This is a genomic window from Rhodococcus sp. P4_B6 (assembly GCF_056402215.1).
On the sequence record NZ_JBFUHV010000033.1, the window covers coordinates 19,812 to 36,507 of the forward strand.

General features: G+C 69.2%; 15 protein-coding genes. 5 read left to right on the forward strand and 10 right to left on the reverse strand.

Translation table 11 applies throughout. The features are described from left to right. Positions 1-119: 119 nt before the first annotated feature. Positions 120-1,661, forward strand: a complete 1,542-nt coding sequence (locus AC1DWT_RS18145; RefSeq protein WP_072937747.1) for an amino acid permease — start codon at positions 120-122, stop codon at positions 1,659-1,661. Between the two features lie 84 nt (positions 1,662-1,745). Here AC1DWT_RS18145 and AC1DWT_RS18150 read toward each other — a convergent pair whose 3' ends face one another. Continuing rightward, positions 1,746-2,612 (reverse strand): DoxX family protein, encoded by an 867-nt coding sequence (locus tag AC1DWT_RS18150; protein ID WP_072937746.1) that lies wholly within the window; start codon positions 2,610-2,612, stop codon positions 1,746-1,748. Positions 2,613-2,710: 98 nt separating this feature from the next. On the opposite strand from AC1DWT_RS18150, the gene AC1DWT_RS18155 reads away from it, so the two are divergent. Then, positions 2,711-3,859, forward strand: a complete 1,149-nt coding sequence (locus tag AC1DWT_RS18155) for a PQQ-dependent sugar dehydrogenase (RefSeq protein ID WP_477921616.1) — start codon at positions 2,711-2,713, stop codon at positions 3,857-3,859. 91 nt (positions 3,860-3,950) lie between these two features. On the opposite strand, the gene gatB is transcribed toward AC1DWT_RS18155, so the two are convergent. The 4 genes from gatB to AC1DWT_RS18175 form a co-directional block, all read right to left on the reverse strand. Continuing rightward, positions 3,951-5,465: an Asp-tRNA(Asn)/Glu-tRNA(Gln) amidotransferase subunit GatB gene (gene gatB, locus AC1DWT_RS18160; RefSeq protein ID WP_072937744.1), complete on the reverse strand. Its 1,515-nt coding sequence runs from the start codon at positions 5,463-5,465 to the stop codon at positions 3,951-3,953. A 42-nt stretch (positions 5,466-5,507) separates the two neighbouring features. Beyond that, a complete protein-coding gene (locus AC1DWT_RS18165) occupies positions 5,508-6,539 on the reverse strand; it encodes an ATP-dependent 6-phosphofructokinase (protein ID WP_072937743.1) in 1,032 nt (343 codons plus the stop codon). A 95-nt stretch (positions 6,540-6,634) separates the two neighbouring features. Then, positions 6,635-7,297 (reverse strand): response regulator, encoded by a 663-nt coding sequence (locus AC1DWT_RS18170; RefSeq protein ID WP_015890224.1) that lies wholly within the window; start codon positions 7,295-7,297, stop codon positions 6,635-6,637. Positions 7,298-7,306: 9 nt separating this feature from the next. Next, positions 7,307-8,503: a sensor histidine kinase gene (locus AC1DWT_RS18175; protein WP_477921618.1), complete on the reverse strand. Its 1,197-nt coding sequence runs from the start codon at positions 8,501-8,503 to the stop codon at positions 7,307-7,309. A 140-nt stretch (positions 8,504-8,643) separates the two neighbouring features. Here AC1DWT_RS18175 and AC1DWT_RS18180 point away from each other — a divergent pair, with 140 nt between their 5' ends. Together AC1DWT_RS18180 and AC1DWT_RS18185 are read left to right on the forward strand one after the other, a co-directional pair. Next, positions 8,644-9,285, forward strand: coding sequence for a hypothetical protein (locus AC1DWT_RS18180; protein WP_072937741.1), 642 nt, complete (start codon positions 8,644-8,646; stop codon positions 9,283-9,285). Then, positions 9,282-10,733 (forward strand): alpha/beta-hydrolase family protein, encoded by a 1,452-nt coding sequence (locus tag AC1DWT_RS18185; protein ID WP_072937740.1) that lies wholly within the window; start codon positions 9,282-9,284, stop codon positions 10,731-10,733. The genes AC1DWT_RS18180 and AC1DWT_RS18185 overlap by 4 nt, the downstream gene beginning before the upstream one ends. Here AC1DWT_RS18185 and gatA read toward each other — a convergent pair. The 3 genes from gatA to AC1DWT_RS18200 form a co-directional block, all read right to left on the reverse strand. Beyond that, positions 10,730-12,211, reverse strand: a complete 1,482-nt coding sequence (gene gatA / locus AC1DWT_RS18190) for an Asp-tRNA(Asn)/Glu-tRNA(Gln) amidotransferase subunit GatA (RefSeq protein ID WP_072937739.1) — start codon at positions 12,209-12,211, stop codon at positions 10,730-10,732. The genes AC1DWT_RS18185 and gatA overlap by 4 nt on opposite strands. After that, positions 12,208-12,507, reverse strand: a complete 300-nt coding sequence (gene gatC / locus AC1DWT_RS18195) for an Asp-tRNA(Asn)/Glu-tRNA(Gln) amidotransferase subunit GatC (RefSeq protein WP_095860794.1) — start codon at positions 12,505-12,507, stop codon at positions 12,208-12,210. The genes gatA and gatC overlap by 4 nt, the downstream gene beginning before the upstream one ends. A gap of 75 nt (positions 12,508-12,582) precedes the next feature. Then, positions 12,583-13,140 carry an antibiotic biosynthesis monooxygenase gene (locus tag AC1DWT_RS18200; RefSeq protein ID WP_072937737.1) on the reverse strand — a complete coding sequence of 186 codons (558 nt, stop codon included), beginning with the start codon at positions 13,138-13,140 and terminating at the stop codon, positions 12,583-12,585. A gap of 204 nt (positions 13,141-13,344) precedes the next feature. Between AC1DWT_RS18200 and AC1DWT_RS18205 the strand changes: the two genes are divergently transcribed. Continuing rightward, positions 13,345-13,995 carry an ACT domain-containing protein gene (locus AC1DWT_RS18205; protein ID WP_025432327.1) on the forward strand — a complete coding sequence of 217 codons (651 nt, stop codon included), beginning with the start codon at positions 13,345-13,347 and terminating at the stop codon, positions 13,993-13,995. A gap of 39 nt (positions 13,996-14,034) precedes the next feature. Here AC1DWT_RS18205 and AC1DWT_RS18210 read toward each other — a convergent pair whose 3' ends face one another. Then, positions 14,035-14,523 carry a GNAT family N-acetyltransferase gene (locus AC1DWT_RS18210; protein ID WP_072937736.1) on the reverse strand — a complete coding sequence of 163 codons (489 nt, stop codon included), beginning with the start codon at positions 14,521-14,523 and terminating at the stop codon, positions 14,035-14,037. Positions 14,524-14,580: 57 nt separating this feature from the next. Next, complete coding sequence (ligA, locus tag AC1DWT_RS18215) at positions 14,581-16,671, reverse strand: NAD-dependent DNA ligase LigA (RefSeq protein ID WP_072937800.1); 2,091 nt, start codon at positions 16,669-16,671, stop codon at positions 14,581-14,583. Between the last annotated feature and the right edge of the window lie 25 nt (positions 16,672-16,696).

The following is a 16,696-nucleotide window of genomic DNA, read 5'->3' on the forward strand; positions in this document are numbered from 1 at the left end:
CACACGGCGCTCAGTAGTGGTTCCCTCAGTTGGCCGTTGAGACCTACATCACAATCGGCAGCACTACCGGAACATCTCCGGCCCACGAGGCCATCGGGAACACAACCTAGGAGCGACACATGCCAGGAGTCGGCATATGGCGAACGAAATCCGTTGAGCAATCGATAGCGGACACCGACGAACCCGACACCCGGCTGCGGAGGGAACTCACCGCGAAGGACCTCACCGTCTTCGGTGTCGCCGTCGTGATCGGCGCCGGTATCTTCACGCTCACCGCCCGGACCGCAGGCAACGTTGCCGGGCCGTCCATTTCGCTCGCCTTCGTCCTCGCCGCCATCGCGTGCGGCCTGGCCGCCCTCTGCTACGCCGAGTTCGCCTCCACCGTGCCCGTCGCGGGCAGCGCGTACACGTTCTCCTACGCCACCTTCGGCGAGTTCGTCGCCTGGATCATCGGCTGGGACCTCATCCTCGAATTCGCCCTCGCGGCGGCCGTCGTCTCCAAGGGATGGTCGCTGTACCTGGGCAACGTCCTCGGATTCAGCGGATCCACCACCGCCCACCTCGGGCCCATCGACTTCGACTGGGGCTCGCTGATCATCGTCGGCGGCATCACCCTCGTGCTCGCGATCGGGACCAAGGTGTCCTCACGCGTGTCCGCCGTGATCACGGCCATCAAGATCGCCGTCGTCCTCCTCGTCATCACCGTCGGCGTCTTCTACATCAAGAAGGAGAACTACGCCCCGTACATCCCGCCGGCCGAGGGCAACGAGAGCGCCGCACACGGTATCCACCAGACCCTGTTCTCCTTCCTCTCCGGAGCGGACGGCAGCAGCTACGGCTGGTACGGCCTCCTCGCCGCCGCGAGCCTCGTGTTCTTCGCCTTCATCGGATTCGACGTCGTCGCCACCACCGCCGAGGAGACCAAGGACCCGCAGAAGGCGCTCCCCCGCGGCATTCTCGGCTCGCTCGCCATCGTCACCGTGCTCTACGTCGCGGTCACCCTCGTGCTCACCGGCATGGTGAAGTACACCGACCTCAAGACCGGCAGCCCGCTCGTCGGCGACAGCAGCGCCACCCTGGCGACCGCCTTCGAGGCACACGGCATCACCTGGGCGCAGACCGCCATCAACTTCGGCGGACTCGCAGGCCTGACCACCGTGGTGATGGTGATGATGCTCGGCCAGACCCGCGTCCTGTTCGCCATGTCCCGCGACGGACTCGTCCCCCGCGGTCTCGCCAAGACCGGCAAGAAGGGCACCCCGGTCCGCATCACCCTGTTCGTCGGCGCCGTGGTGGCACTCCTCGCCGCCTTCTTCCCGATGGGCACACTCGAGGAGATGGTGAACATCGGCACCCTCTTCGCGTTCGTCCTCGTCTGCATCGGCGTCGTCATCCTGCGCCGCACCCGCCCCGACCTGCCGCGCGGATTCCGCGTTCCGCTGGTCCCGCTCGTCCCCATCCTCGCCGTCCTGGCCTGCGGATGGCTCATGCTGAACCTGTCCGTCGAGACCTGGATCCGATTCCTCGTCTGGATGGCCCTCGGCGTCGTCGTCTACCTCGCCTACGGCCGCCGCAAGTCCGTCCTCGGACAGAAGCTCGCCGCACAGGCCCAGGCCACCCCGCCCGAGGAGGAGAACATCCCGGAACTCGTCCAGCGCTGACTCTCGGCCGGCACTGATCCGGCAGAAACGACTGCGCCGCACTCCCGATCGGGGGTGCGGCGCAGTCGTGGTTCAGGGAGACGATCAGATGAGCGGGTTGGCGCCGTTGAGGAAGATCCAGATGCACACACCGGCGGCGACGCCCAGGATCAGTGCCGCGAACGACCCGATGAACGGCCGCGTGGCCCAGCCGCGGCGGCCGTCGAGTGAGATCCGGCCCGGCCCGGTGAGAATGATCACCCCCGCGCACACACCCAGGAGTGTCTCGTACTCGGTGCCGGAGGGCGCGAAGTACTCCAGTCCCGGTTCCGCGATCTGCCGGAACGCCCACGCGTTGATCATCACGGCCAGCACCGAGGCGGCGGCAAGCGGCGTGACGAGGCCGAGGATCAGCAGCGCACCGCCCGCGACCTCACCGATGGCACCGAGCATCGCGAGCAGTTTCGCCTGCTGGAAGCCCGCGTTCACGAGCACCTCCTCGAAACCGTCGAGGCCCGGACCGTTCCACAGTCCGGTCAGCTTCTGCAGACCGTGCACCAGCGCCGTGCCGCCGACCGCGAGTCGCAGTGCCAGCAGGCCGAGGTCCAGGGTGCCGCGGCCGATCTTCACGTCCCCCTCGCCGAGCCGGTCGGTCGACGGATCACCCGCCGTGGATCCGAGGGACGCACCGGAGGTCGCGCCGATCACCTGCGTCGGCTGGTCCGGCATGTCGGACGCCGACTGCCGGTACGCGGGGATCTGTTCGGTGGGCAGACCGGCGCCGCGCGCATCGCCGTGATCGAGTTCGTCGTCGGTGTGCGGGAGACCCTGTCCCGCGGAACCGGATGTCGGCGTGGCCGACGGAAACCTCTCGGTGGGAAGGTCGTAAGGGCTCGAGACCCTGCCGTAGCCGGGTGAGGCGCCTTGCTGCGCGGCACCGTCGTCCGACGACTCGCTGGGGTCTTTCCGCATGTCAGTCACACCGTCAAGCCTAGGTCGATCCGCCGGACATCGCTGGTAGGCGGAACCGGCGTGGCGGCGACCTCGCACTCTTCCGTAACGTCTCCATCATGATGGTGGGTGGGCGGCGCCGCACGGTGTCCCGCAAGATGGCGATGTCCGCACTCTGCGTGACGGCGGTCCTCGCCGCCGGGTGCGCGAAATTCGACGACTCCGCGTCCTCCCCCTTCACACCCGAGCCGACGGGTGCGTCGGGCGCGGAAGTGGAACCCGAGAACCCGCCGACGTCCACCACGACCACACCACCGCCGAGCGGCCCGCTGGGACCGTGCCAGGATCCGGATCCCAGTGTCATCGCGACCTGCCTCGACACCACCGGCGGACTCGTCGTCCTCCCCGACGGGGCGACCGCTCTGGTCGCGGAGCGCCGGACCGGCCGCATCCTGCAGGTCGCCCAGGGGCAGACCCCCAAGGAGATCGCGCACGTCGACGTCGACGGCAGCACGGACGGCGGCCTCCTCGACATCGCGTTGTCCCCGAGTTTCGTCGAGGACAACCTCATCTACGCCTACGTCACCACCCCGACCGACAACCGGGTGGTACGGATCGCACCGGGCGACTCCGCCAAGGAGGTTCTCGGCGGGATCCCGCGCGGCGACACGGGCAATGCGGGGTCGCTCGAATTCTCGGGCGACGAACTGATGGTCCTGACCGGGAACGCGAACAACGTGGCGGCGGCCGCCGATCCGGCGTCCCTGGCCGGGAAACTGCTGAAGGTCACCGCGCTGTCGCCCGCACCGACGCCGGCACAGCCCCGGCCGCAGGTGGTGCTGTCGGGCATCGGGACCGCGGGCGGGGTCTGCGTCGACCCGGGTGTGGCCGTGTGGGTCACCGACCGCACCCCGCTGGAGGATCGGCTGGTGCGGGTCAGCGCGGACGGAGCGGTGTCGTCTCCGGTGTGGACGTGGCCGGAGCGGCCGGGCGTCGGCGGCTGCGTCGCCGCCGGTGACGTCGTGGCGGTGTCACTGAGCACCGCGAAGGCCATGTCGGCGCTCGCCGCCGACCCCGGCACGGGCGCCGTCACTACCGCACCGGGTGTCATCGTCCAGGACCGGTACGGCCAACTCGGCGGCGCTGCACTCGGTCCCGACGGGCTCATCTGGGTGAGCACCGTCAACAAGACCGCCGGTCAGCCCGGACCCAACGACGACCGCGTCATCAAGATGCCCCTGCCCTCCGGTGGCGGCGGATTCGACTGACGGGCCCTCCCCTGCGTCGCGTCCCCCTCGCAACGAACGGGACGCTCGTTCGGTTGATCCGAACGAGCGTCCCGTTGGTGCAGAGAGGGGGTCAGCCGCCGCAGGCCTCGATGACCAGCTCCTTGACGCGGGCCGGATCGGCCTGACCGCGCGTGGCCTTCATCACGTCGCCGACGATCTTGCCCGCGGCCGCGACCTTGCCGCCGCGAATCTTCTCGGCGATGTCGGGGTTCGCGGCGAGCGCCTCGTCGACGGCCGCCTTCAGCTTCGTGTCGTCGCGTTCGACGACGAGCTCGGGATGATCCGCGACGACCTGATCGGGGTCGCCCTCACCGGCGAGAACGTGGTCGACCACCTGGCGGGCCACCTTGTTGTTCAGCTTCCCGCTGTCGATCAGCGCGACCACCTGCGCGACCTGGGCCGGCGTGATCGGCAATTCACCGAGTTCCACCCCGCGGGTGTTCGCCTGCTGCGCCAGGTACGACACCCACCAGGACCGTGCGGCCTCCGGCGAGGCGCCGGCCTCGACGGTCGCGATGACGAGGTCGAGGGCGTTCGCGTTGACCAGGTCACGCATGACCTCGTCGGAGACACCCCAGTCGGCCTGGATCCGGGCGCGGCGGACCCACGGCAGCTCGGGCAGGGTGCCCCGCAGTTCCTCGACCCACTCGGCGCTGGGCGCGACCGGCTCGAGGTCGGGCTCCGGGAAGTAGCGGTAGTCCTCGGCGGTCTCCTTGCGGCGGCCCGGCGACGTGGTGCCGTCCGCTTCCTGGAAGTGCCGGGTCTCCTGGATCACCTCGCCGCCGGCCTCGAGCACCGCTGCCTGGCGGCGCATCTCGTACCGGACCGCAACCTCGACGCTCTTGAGGGAGTTGACGTTCTTCGTCTCGGTGCGGGTACCGAGTTCGGTCGCCCCGATCGGCATCAGCGACGCGTTGGCGTCGCACCGCATCGAACCCTGGTCCATGCGGACGTCCGACACGTTCAGCGACTTCAGCAGGTCGCGCAGCGCGGTGACGTACGCGCGGGCCACCTCGGGGGCGCGGGCACCGGCGCCGCTGATCGTCTTGGTGACGATCTCGACCAGCGGGACCCCGGCGCGGTTGTAGTCGAGCAGCGAGTGGCTGGCACCGTGGATGCGACCGGTCGCGCCGCCGACGTGCAGCGACTTTCCGGTGTCCTCCTCCATGTGCGCGCGTTCGATCTCGACGCGCCACGTGGTGCCGTCGTCGAGGACGACGTCGAGGTAGCCGTCGGTGGCGATCGGCTCGTCGTACTGCGAGATCTGGTAGTTCTTCGGCTGGTCCGGGTAGAAGTAGTTCTTCCGCGCGAACCGGCCCCACGGCGTGATGGAACAGTTCAGTGCGAGTCCGATCCGGATCGCGGACTCGACCGCCGCCTCGTTCACGACGGGCAACGAGCCGGGCAGACCGAGGCACACCGGGCAGACCTGCGTGTTCGGCTCGGCGCCGAACTCGGTGGGGCACGGGCAGAACATCTTCGTGTCGGTGCCGAGCTCTACGTGCACCTCCATGCCGAGAACAGGCTCGTACTTGGCGAGCACGTCGTCGTAGTCGAGGAGGTCCGGAGTGTCGACAGCAGTCATGCCACAGAGTTTATGCGTCCTGCGGTTCGCCGGAAAACGCGGTCAGCCGAAAAATGCGGCCGCCTCGTCGTACCGCTCCCTCGGCACCGTCTTGAGACGCCGGGTCGCCTCCTGGAGGGGCACGAGGTCGATCGACGTGCCGTGCAGCGCCACCATGTTGCCGAAGTCGCCGCGGTGGACGGCGTCGGTGGCGTGCACCCCGAAGCGGGTGGCGAGCACCCGGTCGTACGGCGTCGGGGTTCCGCCCCGCTGCACGTGCCCGAGCACCGTTGTCCGCACCTCCTTGCCGATGCGGCGGACGATCTCGTCGCCGAGCTGCTGTGCGACGCCGGTGAACCGTTTGTGACCGAACTCGTCGATACCGCCTTCGCGCAGACTCATCGACTCCGGGGTGGGAGTGGCGCCCTCGGCGACGACGCAGATGAAATGCGAATCGCCGCGCTGGAATCGCTTCTTCACGAGGGAACAGACTTCGCCGACGTCGAACGGGACCTCGGGAACGAGGGTGAGATGCGCACCGGTCGCGAGCCCGGAGTGCAACGCGATCCAGCCCGCATGCCGTCCCATCACCTCGACGAGCATCACCCGCTGGTGGGATTCGGCGGTGGTGTGCAGGCGGTCGATCGCATCGGTCGCGATGGACAGCGCGGTGTCGAAACCGAACGTGACGTCGGTGCAGTCGATGTCGTTGTCGATCGTCTTCGGAACCCCGATCACGGGCACCCCACTCTCGGCGAGCCAGCTCGCGGCCGTGAGCGTGCCCTCCCCGCCGATCGGGATCAGCGCGTCGATCCCGTTGTCGTCGAGAGTCTGCCGGATCTGGTCGAGGCCGGCCTTCAACTTGTCGGGGTTGACCCGCGCGGTGCCGAGGATGGTGCCGCCGCGGGTGAGGATGCGATCGATCCGGTCGTCGTTGGACAGCACGACCTTGCGATCCTCGAGCAGTCCGCGCCAGCCGTCACGGAATCCCACCACCGAGCTGCCGTATCGGCCGGCGGCGGTCCGAACCACCGCCCTGATCACCGCATTCAGTCCGGGGCAGTCGCCGCCTCCGGTGAGCATTCCGATCCGCATCCAAGCACCCCTCGTCGTCTCGTGTGGTGATGGTGGTTCTCATACACATCTTGCCGCTCGAACCGTGTTCGAGCACCTCGGATCGGTGTGTTCACTCAGCCGGGTGTGACGAGACCGCTCTCGTACGCCAGGACCACTGCCTGTGCGCGGTCGCGCAGATCCAGTTTGGACAGCACCTTTCCGACGTGTGTCTTGACGGTCTGCTCGGCGACGAACAGGCGCTCCGCGATCTCGGTGTTGGACATACCCCGGGCGATGAGTTCGAGCACCTCGCGCTCGCGGGGCGTCAGCGCCGACAGCGCGGCCGGTTTACGGCGCGCCGTGCTGCGGCGGCTGGTCACGTCGGCGATGAGACGCCGGGTGACGGTCGGCGCGAGCAGGGCCTCGCCGTCCGCGACCACCCGCACCGCGCGGATGAGTTCCTCCGCGGGCGCGTCCTTGAGCATGAAGCCGCTGGCCCCGATGCTCAGAGCCTCGTACACGTAGTCGTCCACGTCGAACGTCGTGAGCATGAGCACCCGCACCGGCGGATCGAACCCCGCCGACAGGATGACGCGGGCGGCGTCGAGTCCGTTCATCTCCGGCATGCGGACGTCCATCAGGACCACGTCGGGTCGCAGGCGCTTCACCTCGCTCACCGCCACCGCACCGTCCGGGGCGTCACCGATGACGCTGATGTCGGGCTGGGACGCGAGCAGGGCTCCGAAACCCTGCCGGACCATAGCCTGGTCGTCGGCGATGAATACGGTGATGGCCACGCCGCCAGCCTAGGCGGAGGCGACCGGGAACTCGGCGTGGACCTCGAATCCGCCGTTGTCGTGCAGGTGCGTGGTGAGTACGCCGCCGACCGCCTGCGCACGCTCGCGCATCCCGATGATGCCGTTGCCGCCTGTCGACTCGTGCCTGGTCAGGGCCGAGACGAGGCTCCGTCGCGGCGGGCCGTTGACGATCGACACTGACGCGATCGGCGTCTCGTACGCGATCGTCACCTCGACCGCCGCGCCCGCTGCGTGCCGGGCCGTGTTGGCGAGGGATTCCTGCAGGATGCGGTACATCACCAGCCCGACCGACTCCGACACGTGCCGCGGGTCGCCGTCGGTGTGCCAGGAGACGGGAATGCCGGCCCTGCGGCTGCCCTCGAGCAGCTCGCTGATCTGCTGGACCCCGGGCTGCGGCGCATGCTCGGCGACCTGGCCGTCGCTGCGCAGCACACCGAGGAGTCCGCGCACCTCGTTCAGCGCGGCGCGGCCTGCGGCTCCGATCGATTCGAACTCGGCCCGCGTCTCGTCCGACATGCCCGCGATGCGGTACGGCGCACTCTGTGCCTGCACCACGACCATCGACATGTGGTGCGCGACGACGTCGTGCAGGTCCCGGGCGATGCGGGCCTTCTCCTCGAGGATCGTCCGGCGCGTGCGTTCGAGTTCGCTCAGCTCCTCCTGCTGCGCGAGTTGCCGCCGGGACAGCACCAGCCACCGGATCAGCAGACCGAACACGACGATGGCGGTCAGTCCCACGGCCCACCCGCGACCGTTGGTGCCCGGGGTGTCGGCGAGGAACAGCAGGACGGTGGCGATCCATGCCACACCCACGACCGGGATCGCGGCCCGCATGCTGACCGCGGCCAGCAGGGCGAGCATCACGAGGATGTGGACCACCTGCCAGGGGTAGTCGTAGCCGTCCTGCAGGGCGAAGACGCGCGGAATCACCAGCGCCGAGATCGCGGAGACGGCCCAGGCCAGCGCCGGGTTCGACCGGATGAGCAGGAACGGGAACGTCGCGAGCGCCGCCACGAACGGTTGAATCGGGGGACTGACCTGGTGGGTCAGCTGCAGGGTCGGCCACGCCACGGCGAACAGGATCGCCGTGACCACGACGATTGCCACGTTCAGCCACTGACCTTCGGCGGCTCTCCGGATGCGCGTCTTCGTCTTCACACCCTCGACACTAGAAACACAGGTCACGGCCTGTCCTCATACCCCGGACTCACGTCGACGTAGTACCGGAGTATGAGATCGGAGTCCCCTCCCCCCCACGAGGCCAGTGACCGAACCGGACCCGGGAGTGATGTGGCTGCGCAACACGAATTCATAACGTCGTCGTCATGCGAACGACGGGGACACGGAGAACGACTTGGGCCGCGGTGGCGTGCGCCGCCACCGCACTGCTGACCACCACAGGATTCGCCGGCACCGGCGCGGCGAGCACGCCCCGCCACGAGAACGTCGCCGCCTCCGCCGCGGTGCACACGCTCACCGCACCGGAAGCGCTCACCGAGGACTCCATTCCCGAGGACTTCGCATCGGTGATGGGGTACACACCGGTGCGGATCGACGGCATGCTCGCCAACCCCGGCGGAGACTGCTCCTCCCCGGTGCCGCTGCCGCTCGAGTTCGACACCGCATGCAAGGCCCACGACCTCGGCTACGACCTCCTGCGGTACGCATCGCGGTCCGGCGAGGATCTCGGACCCTGGGCGCGGCAGTCCCTCGACGCGCAGCTGGATCAGCGGATGCACACCGCGTGCGACAGCCGTCTCGACGAGCAGGCACGGGCGCAGTGCTTCGTGATGGCGAACGTCGCGGCCACCTTCGTCACCGGAAACAGCTGGCGTCAAGGCTATTCGACGCCGATCACCGAATCCGGGCTCCCGTACGCGCTGGCCGGCACCGCCGGCGCCGCACTGCTCGCAGGCGCGGCCTGGTCGATCCGCCGCCGCCCGCGTCCGGTCGGGGCGATCGCATGACCACCGCGGCTCTGTCCGGTCCAGGACGGAGCCCGGCGCACTCTCGCTCGCGTACCGAGCCGAATGCCCTGCGCCGCACACTGACCACGACGATTCCGATCTCGGCGCTCCCCCGCACCTCCTCCACGATCGCCGTCACCACCGCGACACTCGCGTCGCTCGCCCCCTCCCTGCTCCCCCGGAGCGCCCTGACGCAGGCGCTGTTCACCGGGTTCCTCGCCGCGGTCGGCTTCGGGATCGTCGTCCTCGTCCGCCTGCTGCGGCGATTCGTCACGCGTACGCACCCGCATCACCCTCCGCGGGACTCGGTGCGTCTGCTGGTCCTGATCGGCGCCATGATCGTGGTGACGTGGGCGATCGTCCTCGCCGACCACTGGCAGGATTCGCTGCGCGCCGCCATGGGCATGCCGGGCATCGGGCCGGACCACTGGATGCAGGCGATCATCGGGGCGGCGCTGACGTTCCTGCTGTTCGCCGGTATCGGCAGCGTCGTCGCCGCGGTCGCCCGCCGTCTCGGCTGGATCGGCAGCGCCACCACCGCCGTCGTACTCGCGACCGGGCTGCAGCTGGTCGCCGGACCCGCGTTGTGGGGGATGATGTCCCGTTCCTACAGCGACTCCAACGCGCTCGTCGACGTGTCCCTGCACCGGCCGGTGTCCGCCGAATCGTCCGGCAGTCCGGAGTCCGCGATCAGCTGGGAGTCGCTCGGGCGCCAGGGACGGCGGTTCGTGGCTGCGGGCGAGCAGTCGGCCGCCATCCGCACCTACGTGGGAATGGATTCGGCTCCCGACGTCGAATCACGTGCGGCACTGGCGGTCTCGGAGCTGGAGCGGGCGGGCGGGTTCACCCGGTCCGCCATCGTCGTCACGGTACCCACCGGCTCGGGATGGATCGACGAGAACGCGGCCGAAGGATTCGAGGAGCGCTTCGCCGACGACGTCGCGATCGTCGGCATGCAGTACTCGTATCTGCCGAGCTGGATCACGTTCGTGTTCGGACGTTCCGCTGCAGACGACTCGGCGGCAGCATTGTTCGATGCCGTCGCCGAGCGGATCGCCGACCTACCCGACGTCCTTCGCCCGGCGCTCTACGTCTACGGCCAGAGTCTCGGATCCGTCGGCGGCAGTGCGATTTTCACCGGCGCCGATCAACTCCGGGAACGCGCCTGCGGCGCATTGTGGTCGGGCCCGCCCGCCGGCTCCGTGCTGACGGACGGCGCGACGGTGCTGGCGAACACGTCCGACCCGGTGGTGTGGTGGTCGCCCGACCTGATCCTGCGCCGGCCCGACCTCTCGCTCGCGGTACGCGATGCGCCGGTCCCCCGATGGATTCCGGGCATCACGTTCCTGCAGACGAGTGTCGACCTGGTGTCCGCGCTGAACTTCGCGTCCGGGCACGGACACCGCTACGGCAACGAGCAGGGCACCGCCCTGCCCGACTGCTCCTAGCTCGGCGAGCCGATCGGACCGCGCGCGGCCTCGTAGGCGGCCCCGACCCGGTACAGCCGCTCGTCGGCGAGCGCGGGGGCCATGATCTGCAGTCCCACCGGCAGACCGTCGTCCGCGGACAGCCCCGACGGAACCGACATCGCGCAGTGCCCGGCCAGGTTGGTGGGCAGCGTGCACAGGTCCGACAGGTACATCGCGAGCGGGTCGCCGACCTTCTCGCCCAGCTTCCACGGCGTGAACGGACTGGTGGGCGACACCAGGACGTCCACCTTCTCGTAGGCCTTGTCGAAGTCCCGGGCGATGAGCGTCCGCACCTTGAGCGCCTGACCGTAGTAGGCGTCGTAGTAGCCGGACGACAGCGCGTAGGTGCCGATCATGATGCGACGCTTGACCTCCGGGCCGAAGCCGGCGGCACGCGTCGCGGCCATCACCTGGTCGGCGCTCATGTCGCCCTGGTCGATGCGCAGCCCGTACCGCATGGCGTCGAAGCGAGCGAGGTTCGACGACACCTCGCTCGGCAGGATGAGGTAGTACGACGCGAGCGCGTACTCGAAGTTGGGGCACGACACCTCGACGACCTCGGCACCGAGTTCGGTGAGTTGCGCGACGGCGGCATCGAACGAGGAGATGACCCCGGGCTGGTAGCTGTCGGAGTGCAGTTCCTTGACCACACCGACCTTCACGCCCTTCAGGTTGCCGCCTGCGCCCTCGCGCGCAGCCGCCACCACGGGACGCACGGGCGCGTCGATCGACGTGGAGTCGCGCGGGTCGTGCCCGGCGATGACCTCGTGCAGCAGTGCGGTGTCGAGCACCGTGCGACCGCACGGACCACCCTGGTCGAGCGAGGACGCGCAGGCGACGAGACCGAACCTGGACACCGTGCCGTACGTCGGCTTGGTACCGACCGTCGCCGTGACGGCGGCGGGCTGGCGGATCGAGCCACCGGTGTCGGTGCCGATCGCGAGCGGGGCCTGCCGGGACGCGAGGGCCGCGGCGCTGCCGCCGCCGGAGCCGCCCGGGATGCGGGTCGTGTCCCACGGGTTGCGGGTGGGGCCGTACGCGGAGTTCTCGGTGGACGAGCCCATCGCGAACTCGTCGAGGTTGGTCTTTCCCAGGATCGGGATGCCTGCGTCGCGCAGCTTCTTCGTCAGCGTCGCGTCGTACGGCGCGATCCAGCCTTCGAGGATCTTCGACGCACACGTGGTGGGCATGTCGGTGGTGGTGAAGATGTCCTTGAGCGCCAACGGAACTCCCGCCAACGGGGAGGCGGGAGCATCACCTGCGGCGAGGCTGCTGTCCACCTCCTTCGCCGACACGAGGGCCTGCTCGCCCGCCACGTGCAGGAAGGCGTTCAGCTCTCCGTCGACCGCGGCGATGCGGTCCAGATGCGCCTGGGTGACCTCGACGGAGGACACCTCACGGCTGTGGATCTTCGACGCGAGGTCTGCGGCGTCGAGAGTGGTCAGTTCGGCGCTCATTCGCCCTCTCCAAGAATCTGCGGGACGGCGAAACGATCCTGCTCGACGGACGGCGCGCCGGACAGCGCCTGCTCGGGCGTCAGGCCGGGAACGATCACGTCGGGACGGGTCACGTTGGTGACGGCGTTCGGGTTCGCCATCGGCGGAACATCCTCGGCGGGCACCTCGGTGACCACCTTCACGTGGCTGAGAATCGAGTCCAGCTGACCGGCGAACTCGTCGAGCTCGGCATCGGTCAGGGCGAGTCGAGACAGCCGCGCGAGGTGCGCGACCTCGTCACGGGAGATGGCAGGCACCGCGGGGCCCCTTTCGGTTCGGACGTACACATTCGGACGTACACAAGTGGGTCCCAGCCTAGAGCAGTGCCCGGATCAGCCGTGCAGCCAGCGCCGCAACCTGGCCGTCAGGAACGGCAGAACCACGAATACCATCACCGGAGTCGTGAGCACCGTCGCCACCACGGTGCGGGTCACCACGTCCAGGGGCGCCAGCCGGGGAGTGACGAACACCGCGACGAGCAGCGAGATCGGGAAGAAGCCGAGCCAGATGGTGACCGCCTGCTTCCACCGCGGCGGTGGGACGCTGACCCGCACGGCGTGGGTGAGCGTCGACTGCGGTTCGAACCAGCCCTCCACCCCGGTCAGCCGGTGCGTCACCGTGTCCTGCGCCAGACCCGTCCCCCGCCCCACCCACACCTTCCGCGCGGGCGAGGTGGTCCACGCGGCGAGCGTGTGCTCGTCCGCGAACCGGTACACCACGTGGTACTGCTCGGGGTCGGACGCCGCGCGCAGCCAGCCCCCGCCGAGGAACCCCGGGAACGTGCCCGCCATCGCCATCCCGGCGTCCGTCCAGCGCAGGAATTCCTGCTCCCGGCCCGCCGCCACCCGCCTCGAGACGGACGTCGTCACTCCCGTTGCCGTGGTGTTCATGCACCCATGTTTGGGCCGTCGTGTTTCGCGCACGAGGCGAATCCGTATCGGCGATGTCACGAATCGAACGCGACCTGCGAATCCCCGTCCCGCCCCGGGCGAAGCCGCAGGGGGGACCGCATACTCGGGAACGAAAGTGCAAGGATGGTGAGCGACGGGGGTCGCAGGTACTCCCGCGTCTATCTCGTGGTGAAAGGGACGCACGTGTCGTATCTGCTTCGCGTCCAGCTCCCCGACCGTCCCGGTAGCCTCGGCTCTCTCGCCGTCGCCCTGGGCTCGGTGGGTGCTGACATTCTGTCGCTCGACGTGGTGGAACGGGGTGCCGGATTCGCCATCGACGACCTCGTCGTCGATGTCGAGCCGGGATCGCTCCCCGACACCCTCATCACGGCCGCCGAGAACCTGCCCGGCGTCACCGTCGACTCCATCCGGCCGTACGCCGGAATACTCGACACCCACCGCGAGCTCGAGCTCATCGACCAGGTCGCCACCGCCGCGGACGATCGACTGCAGGTCCTCGTCGACGGCGCCCCGCGGGTGCTCCGGGTCGGCTGGTCCGTGGTCGCAGACCTCGGCCCGCACGGCGCATACCGGGTGGTCGGCAGCTCGGGAGCGCCCGAGACGCACGCCACCGAGATCCCGTGGATGCCGCTGGAGAAGCCCACCGCGCTCGACGGCGAGGGCGACTGGGTGCCGCAGGTGTGGCGCGACATGAATACCACGCTCGCCGCGGCTCCCCTCGGGACCACCGGCCGGGTGCTGATGCTCGGCCGCCCCGGCGGCCCGGAGTTCCGTCCGTCCGAGATCGCCCGGCTGGGCTACCTCGCCGGCATCATCGCGACCGTGCTGAGCTGACCTCCGCCCCGGGCCGGAAGGTCCGGGGCCGTGGTCGCCTCAGACGAGTTCGCGGACCAGGACGGTGAGCTCGACACCGGGGACGGGCGCCCAATTGCGGTCGGGCACAGGCACGAACCCGTTGCGGTCGTAGATGCGGCGGGCGTCTTCCATGTCGGACTGGGTCGACATCACGACCGCGCGGTCGCCGCGGTCGTAGGCCGTGTCGAGCACGTGCCGCACGAGCGCCGACCCGACGCCGGAACCGCGGGCGTCGGGTGACACGGCGAGCATCCGGAATTCGAGTTCCCCCGGCTGCGCGACGTCGGCGTACGGGGACGCCGGTTCCGCGATCGTGACGGAACCCACGACCCGGCCCTCCAACACCGCCACCCGGACCTCCGCCTTGTCCGCTCGTTCAGCGGTGTCGCGCAACCGGTTCGTGTACGGATCGTGTGCCTCGACGTGTCCGCCGCCCACGTAGGCGATCACCGTGAGGTCGCTGACGGCCTCGTACTCGTCCGGTGTCGCATTCCGAATCTCGATCATGTCCAGAACTATGACAGGACAGCTCACGCCGCCCAAAACTCGAGTGTGAGGTTCCCGTCACACTCCGGAATCCGCGACCGCGTCCGGTCCCCCCTCCAGCAGTCGGCGGAACCCGTCCTCGTCGAGGACCGGCACACCGAGTTCGACGGCCTTGTCGTGCTTCGACCCCGGGGATTCGCCGGCCACCACGAACGCCGTCTTCTTCGACACCGAACCCGCGGCCTTGCCGCCCCGGACGAGGATCGCCTCCTTCGCCTGGTCGCGGGAGAACGTCTCGAGCGAACCCGTGACGACGATCGACAGGCCCTCGAGGTTGCGCGGAATCGATTCGTCGCGTTCGTCTTCCATGCGCACACCGGCCGCCGACCACTTGTCGACGATCTGCCGGTGCCAGTCGACGCCGAACCATTCGACGACGGCCGCGGCGATGGTGCCGCCGACCCCGTCGACCGCCGCGAGTTCCTCGACGGAGCTCTCCCGGATCCGGTCGAGCGACCCGAACTCGCCCGCGAGCGCCCGCGCCGCCGTCGGACCGACGTGGCGGATCGACAGGGCGACCAGCACCCGCCACAGCGGCTTGTCCTTGGCGGTATCGAGATTGTCGAGCAGCCTGCGGCCGTTTGCCGACAACCCGCCGGCCTTGGTCCGGAAGAGCGTCGTCTTCAGCAGATCGTCCTCGGTGAGCGAGAACAGGTCGCCTTCGTCGCCGATCGCCTTCGCTTCGAGCAGGCTCGTCGCGGCCTCGTAGCCGAGCACCTCGATGTCGAACGCACCGCGGCCCGCGACGTGGAACACACGTTCCCGGAGTTGCGCGGGGCAGTACTGCTGATTGGGGCAGCGAATATCCGCGTCGCCCTCCTTGGCGGGAGCGAGCGGCGTGTCGCACTCCGGGCAGTTCGCCGGCATCACGAACTCGTATTCGTCGCCGGTCCTGGCGTCGACCACGGGCCCGAGGACCTCGGGAATCACGTCGCCGGCCTTGCGCAGCACCACCGTGTCGCCGATCAGCACGCCCTTGCGTTTGACCTCGGAGCCGTTGTGCAGGGTGGCGAGGGAGACGGTGGATCCGGCGACGGTGACCGGCTCCATGTAGGCGAACGGAGTGACCCGGCCGGTGCGGCCGACGTTGACCCGGATGTCGAGGAGCTTGGTGGTGGCCTCCTCCGGCGGGTACTTGTACGCGATCGCCCAGCGCGGCGCCCGCGACGTGGACCCCAGCCGGCGTTGCAGCGACGTCTCGTCGACCTTGACCACCAGACCGTCGATCTCGTGCTCCACGTCGTGCCGGTGCTCGCCCCAGTACTGCACCCTGTCCACGACGGCGTCCGCGCCCGTGACGCGGACGGTGTGGGTCGACACGGGCAGGCCCCACGCCGCCAGCGCCGTGTACGCGTCGTACTGGGAGGCCGGCTCGAATCCTTCGCTCCGGCCGAGGCCGTGGCAGATCATCCCGAGGCGCCTGCGGGCCGTGACGGCCGGATTCTTCTGCCGCAGCGACCCGGCCGCGGAGTTCCGGGGATTCGCGAACGGCGCCTTGCCCTCCTCGACGAGCGCCGCGTTGAGTGCCGCGAAGTCCTCGAGCCGGAAGAACACCTCGCCGCGCACCTCGAGGAGCGCCGGAACCGGGTATTCGTCTGTGCCGGTGAGTTTTTCCGGGATATCGTCGATGGTCCGGGCGTTGAGCGTCACTTCCTCACCGGTCCGGCCGTCGCCGCGGGTGGCGGCGCGGACGAGTCTGCCGTTCTCGTACACCAGGTTCAGCGCGACGCCGTCGATCTTCACCTCGCACAGGTAGTGCAGGTCGGGGCCGGTCTCCTGCTCCACCCGGCTGATCCAGGTGCGCAGTTCGTCGGTCGCGAAGACGTTGTCGAGGCTCAGCATCCGCTCGAGGTGGTCGGCGGAGGCGAAGTCGGTGGCGAATCCGCCGCCGACGAGCTGAGTCGGCGAATCCGGCGTCCGCAGGTCGGGGTACTGGTTCTCGAGGTCGTTCAGCTCGCCCAACAGCACGTCGAACTCTCCGTCGGAGATGATGGGCGCGTCGCGGACGTAGTAGCGGAACTGGTGCTGCCGCACTTCCTCGGCCAGCTCGTTCCAGTGCTCCCGGACGTGTCCGGGGGCCGGTGTCGGGGCTTCGGTCGATTCACTCACCATCGAAGATTAACCGGTCCGGCCG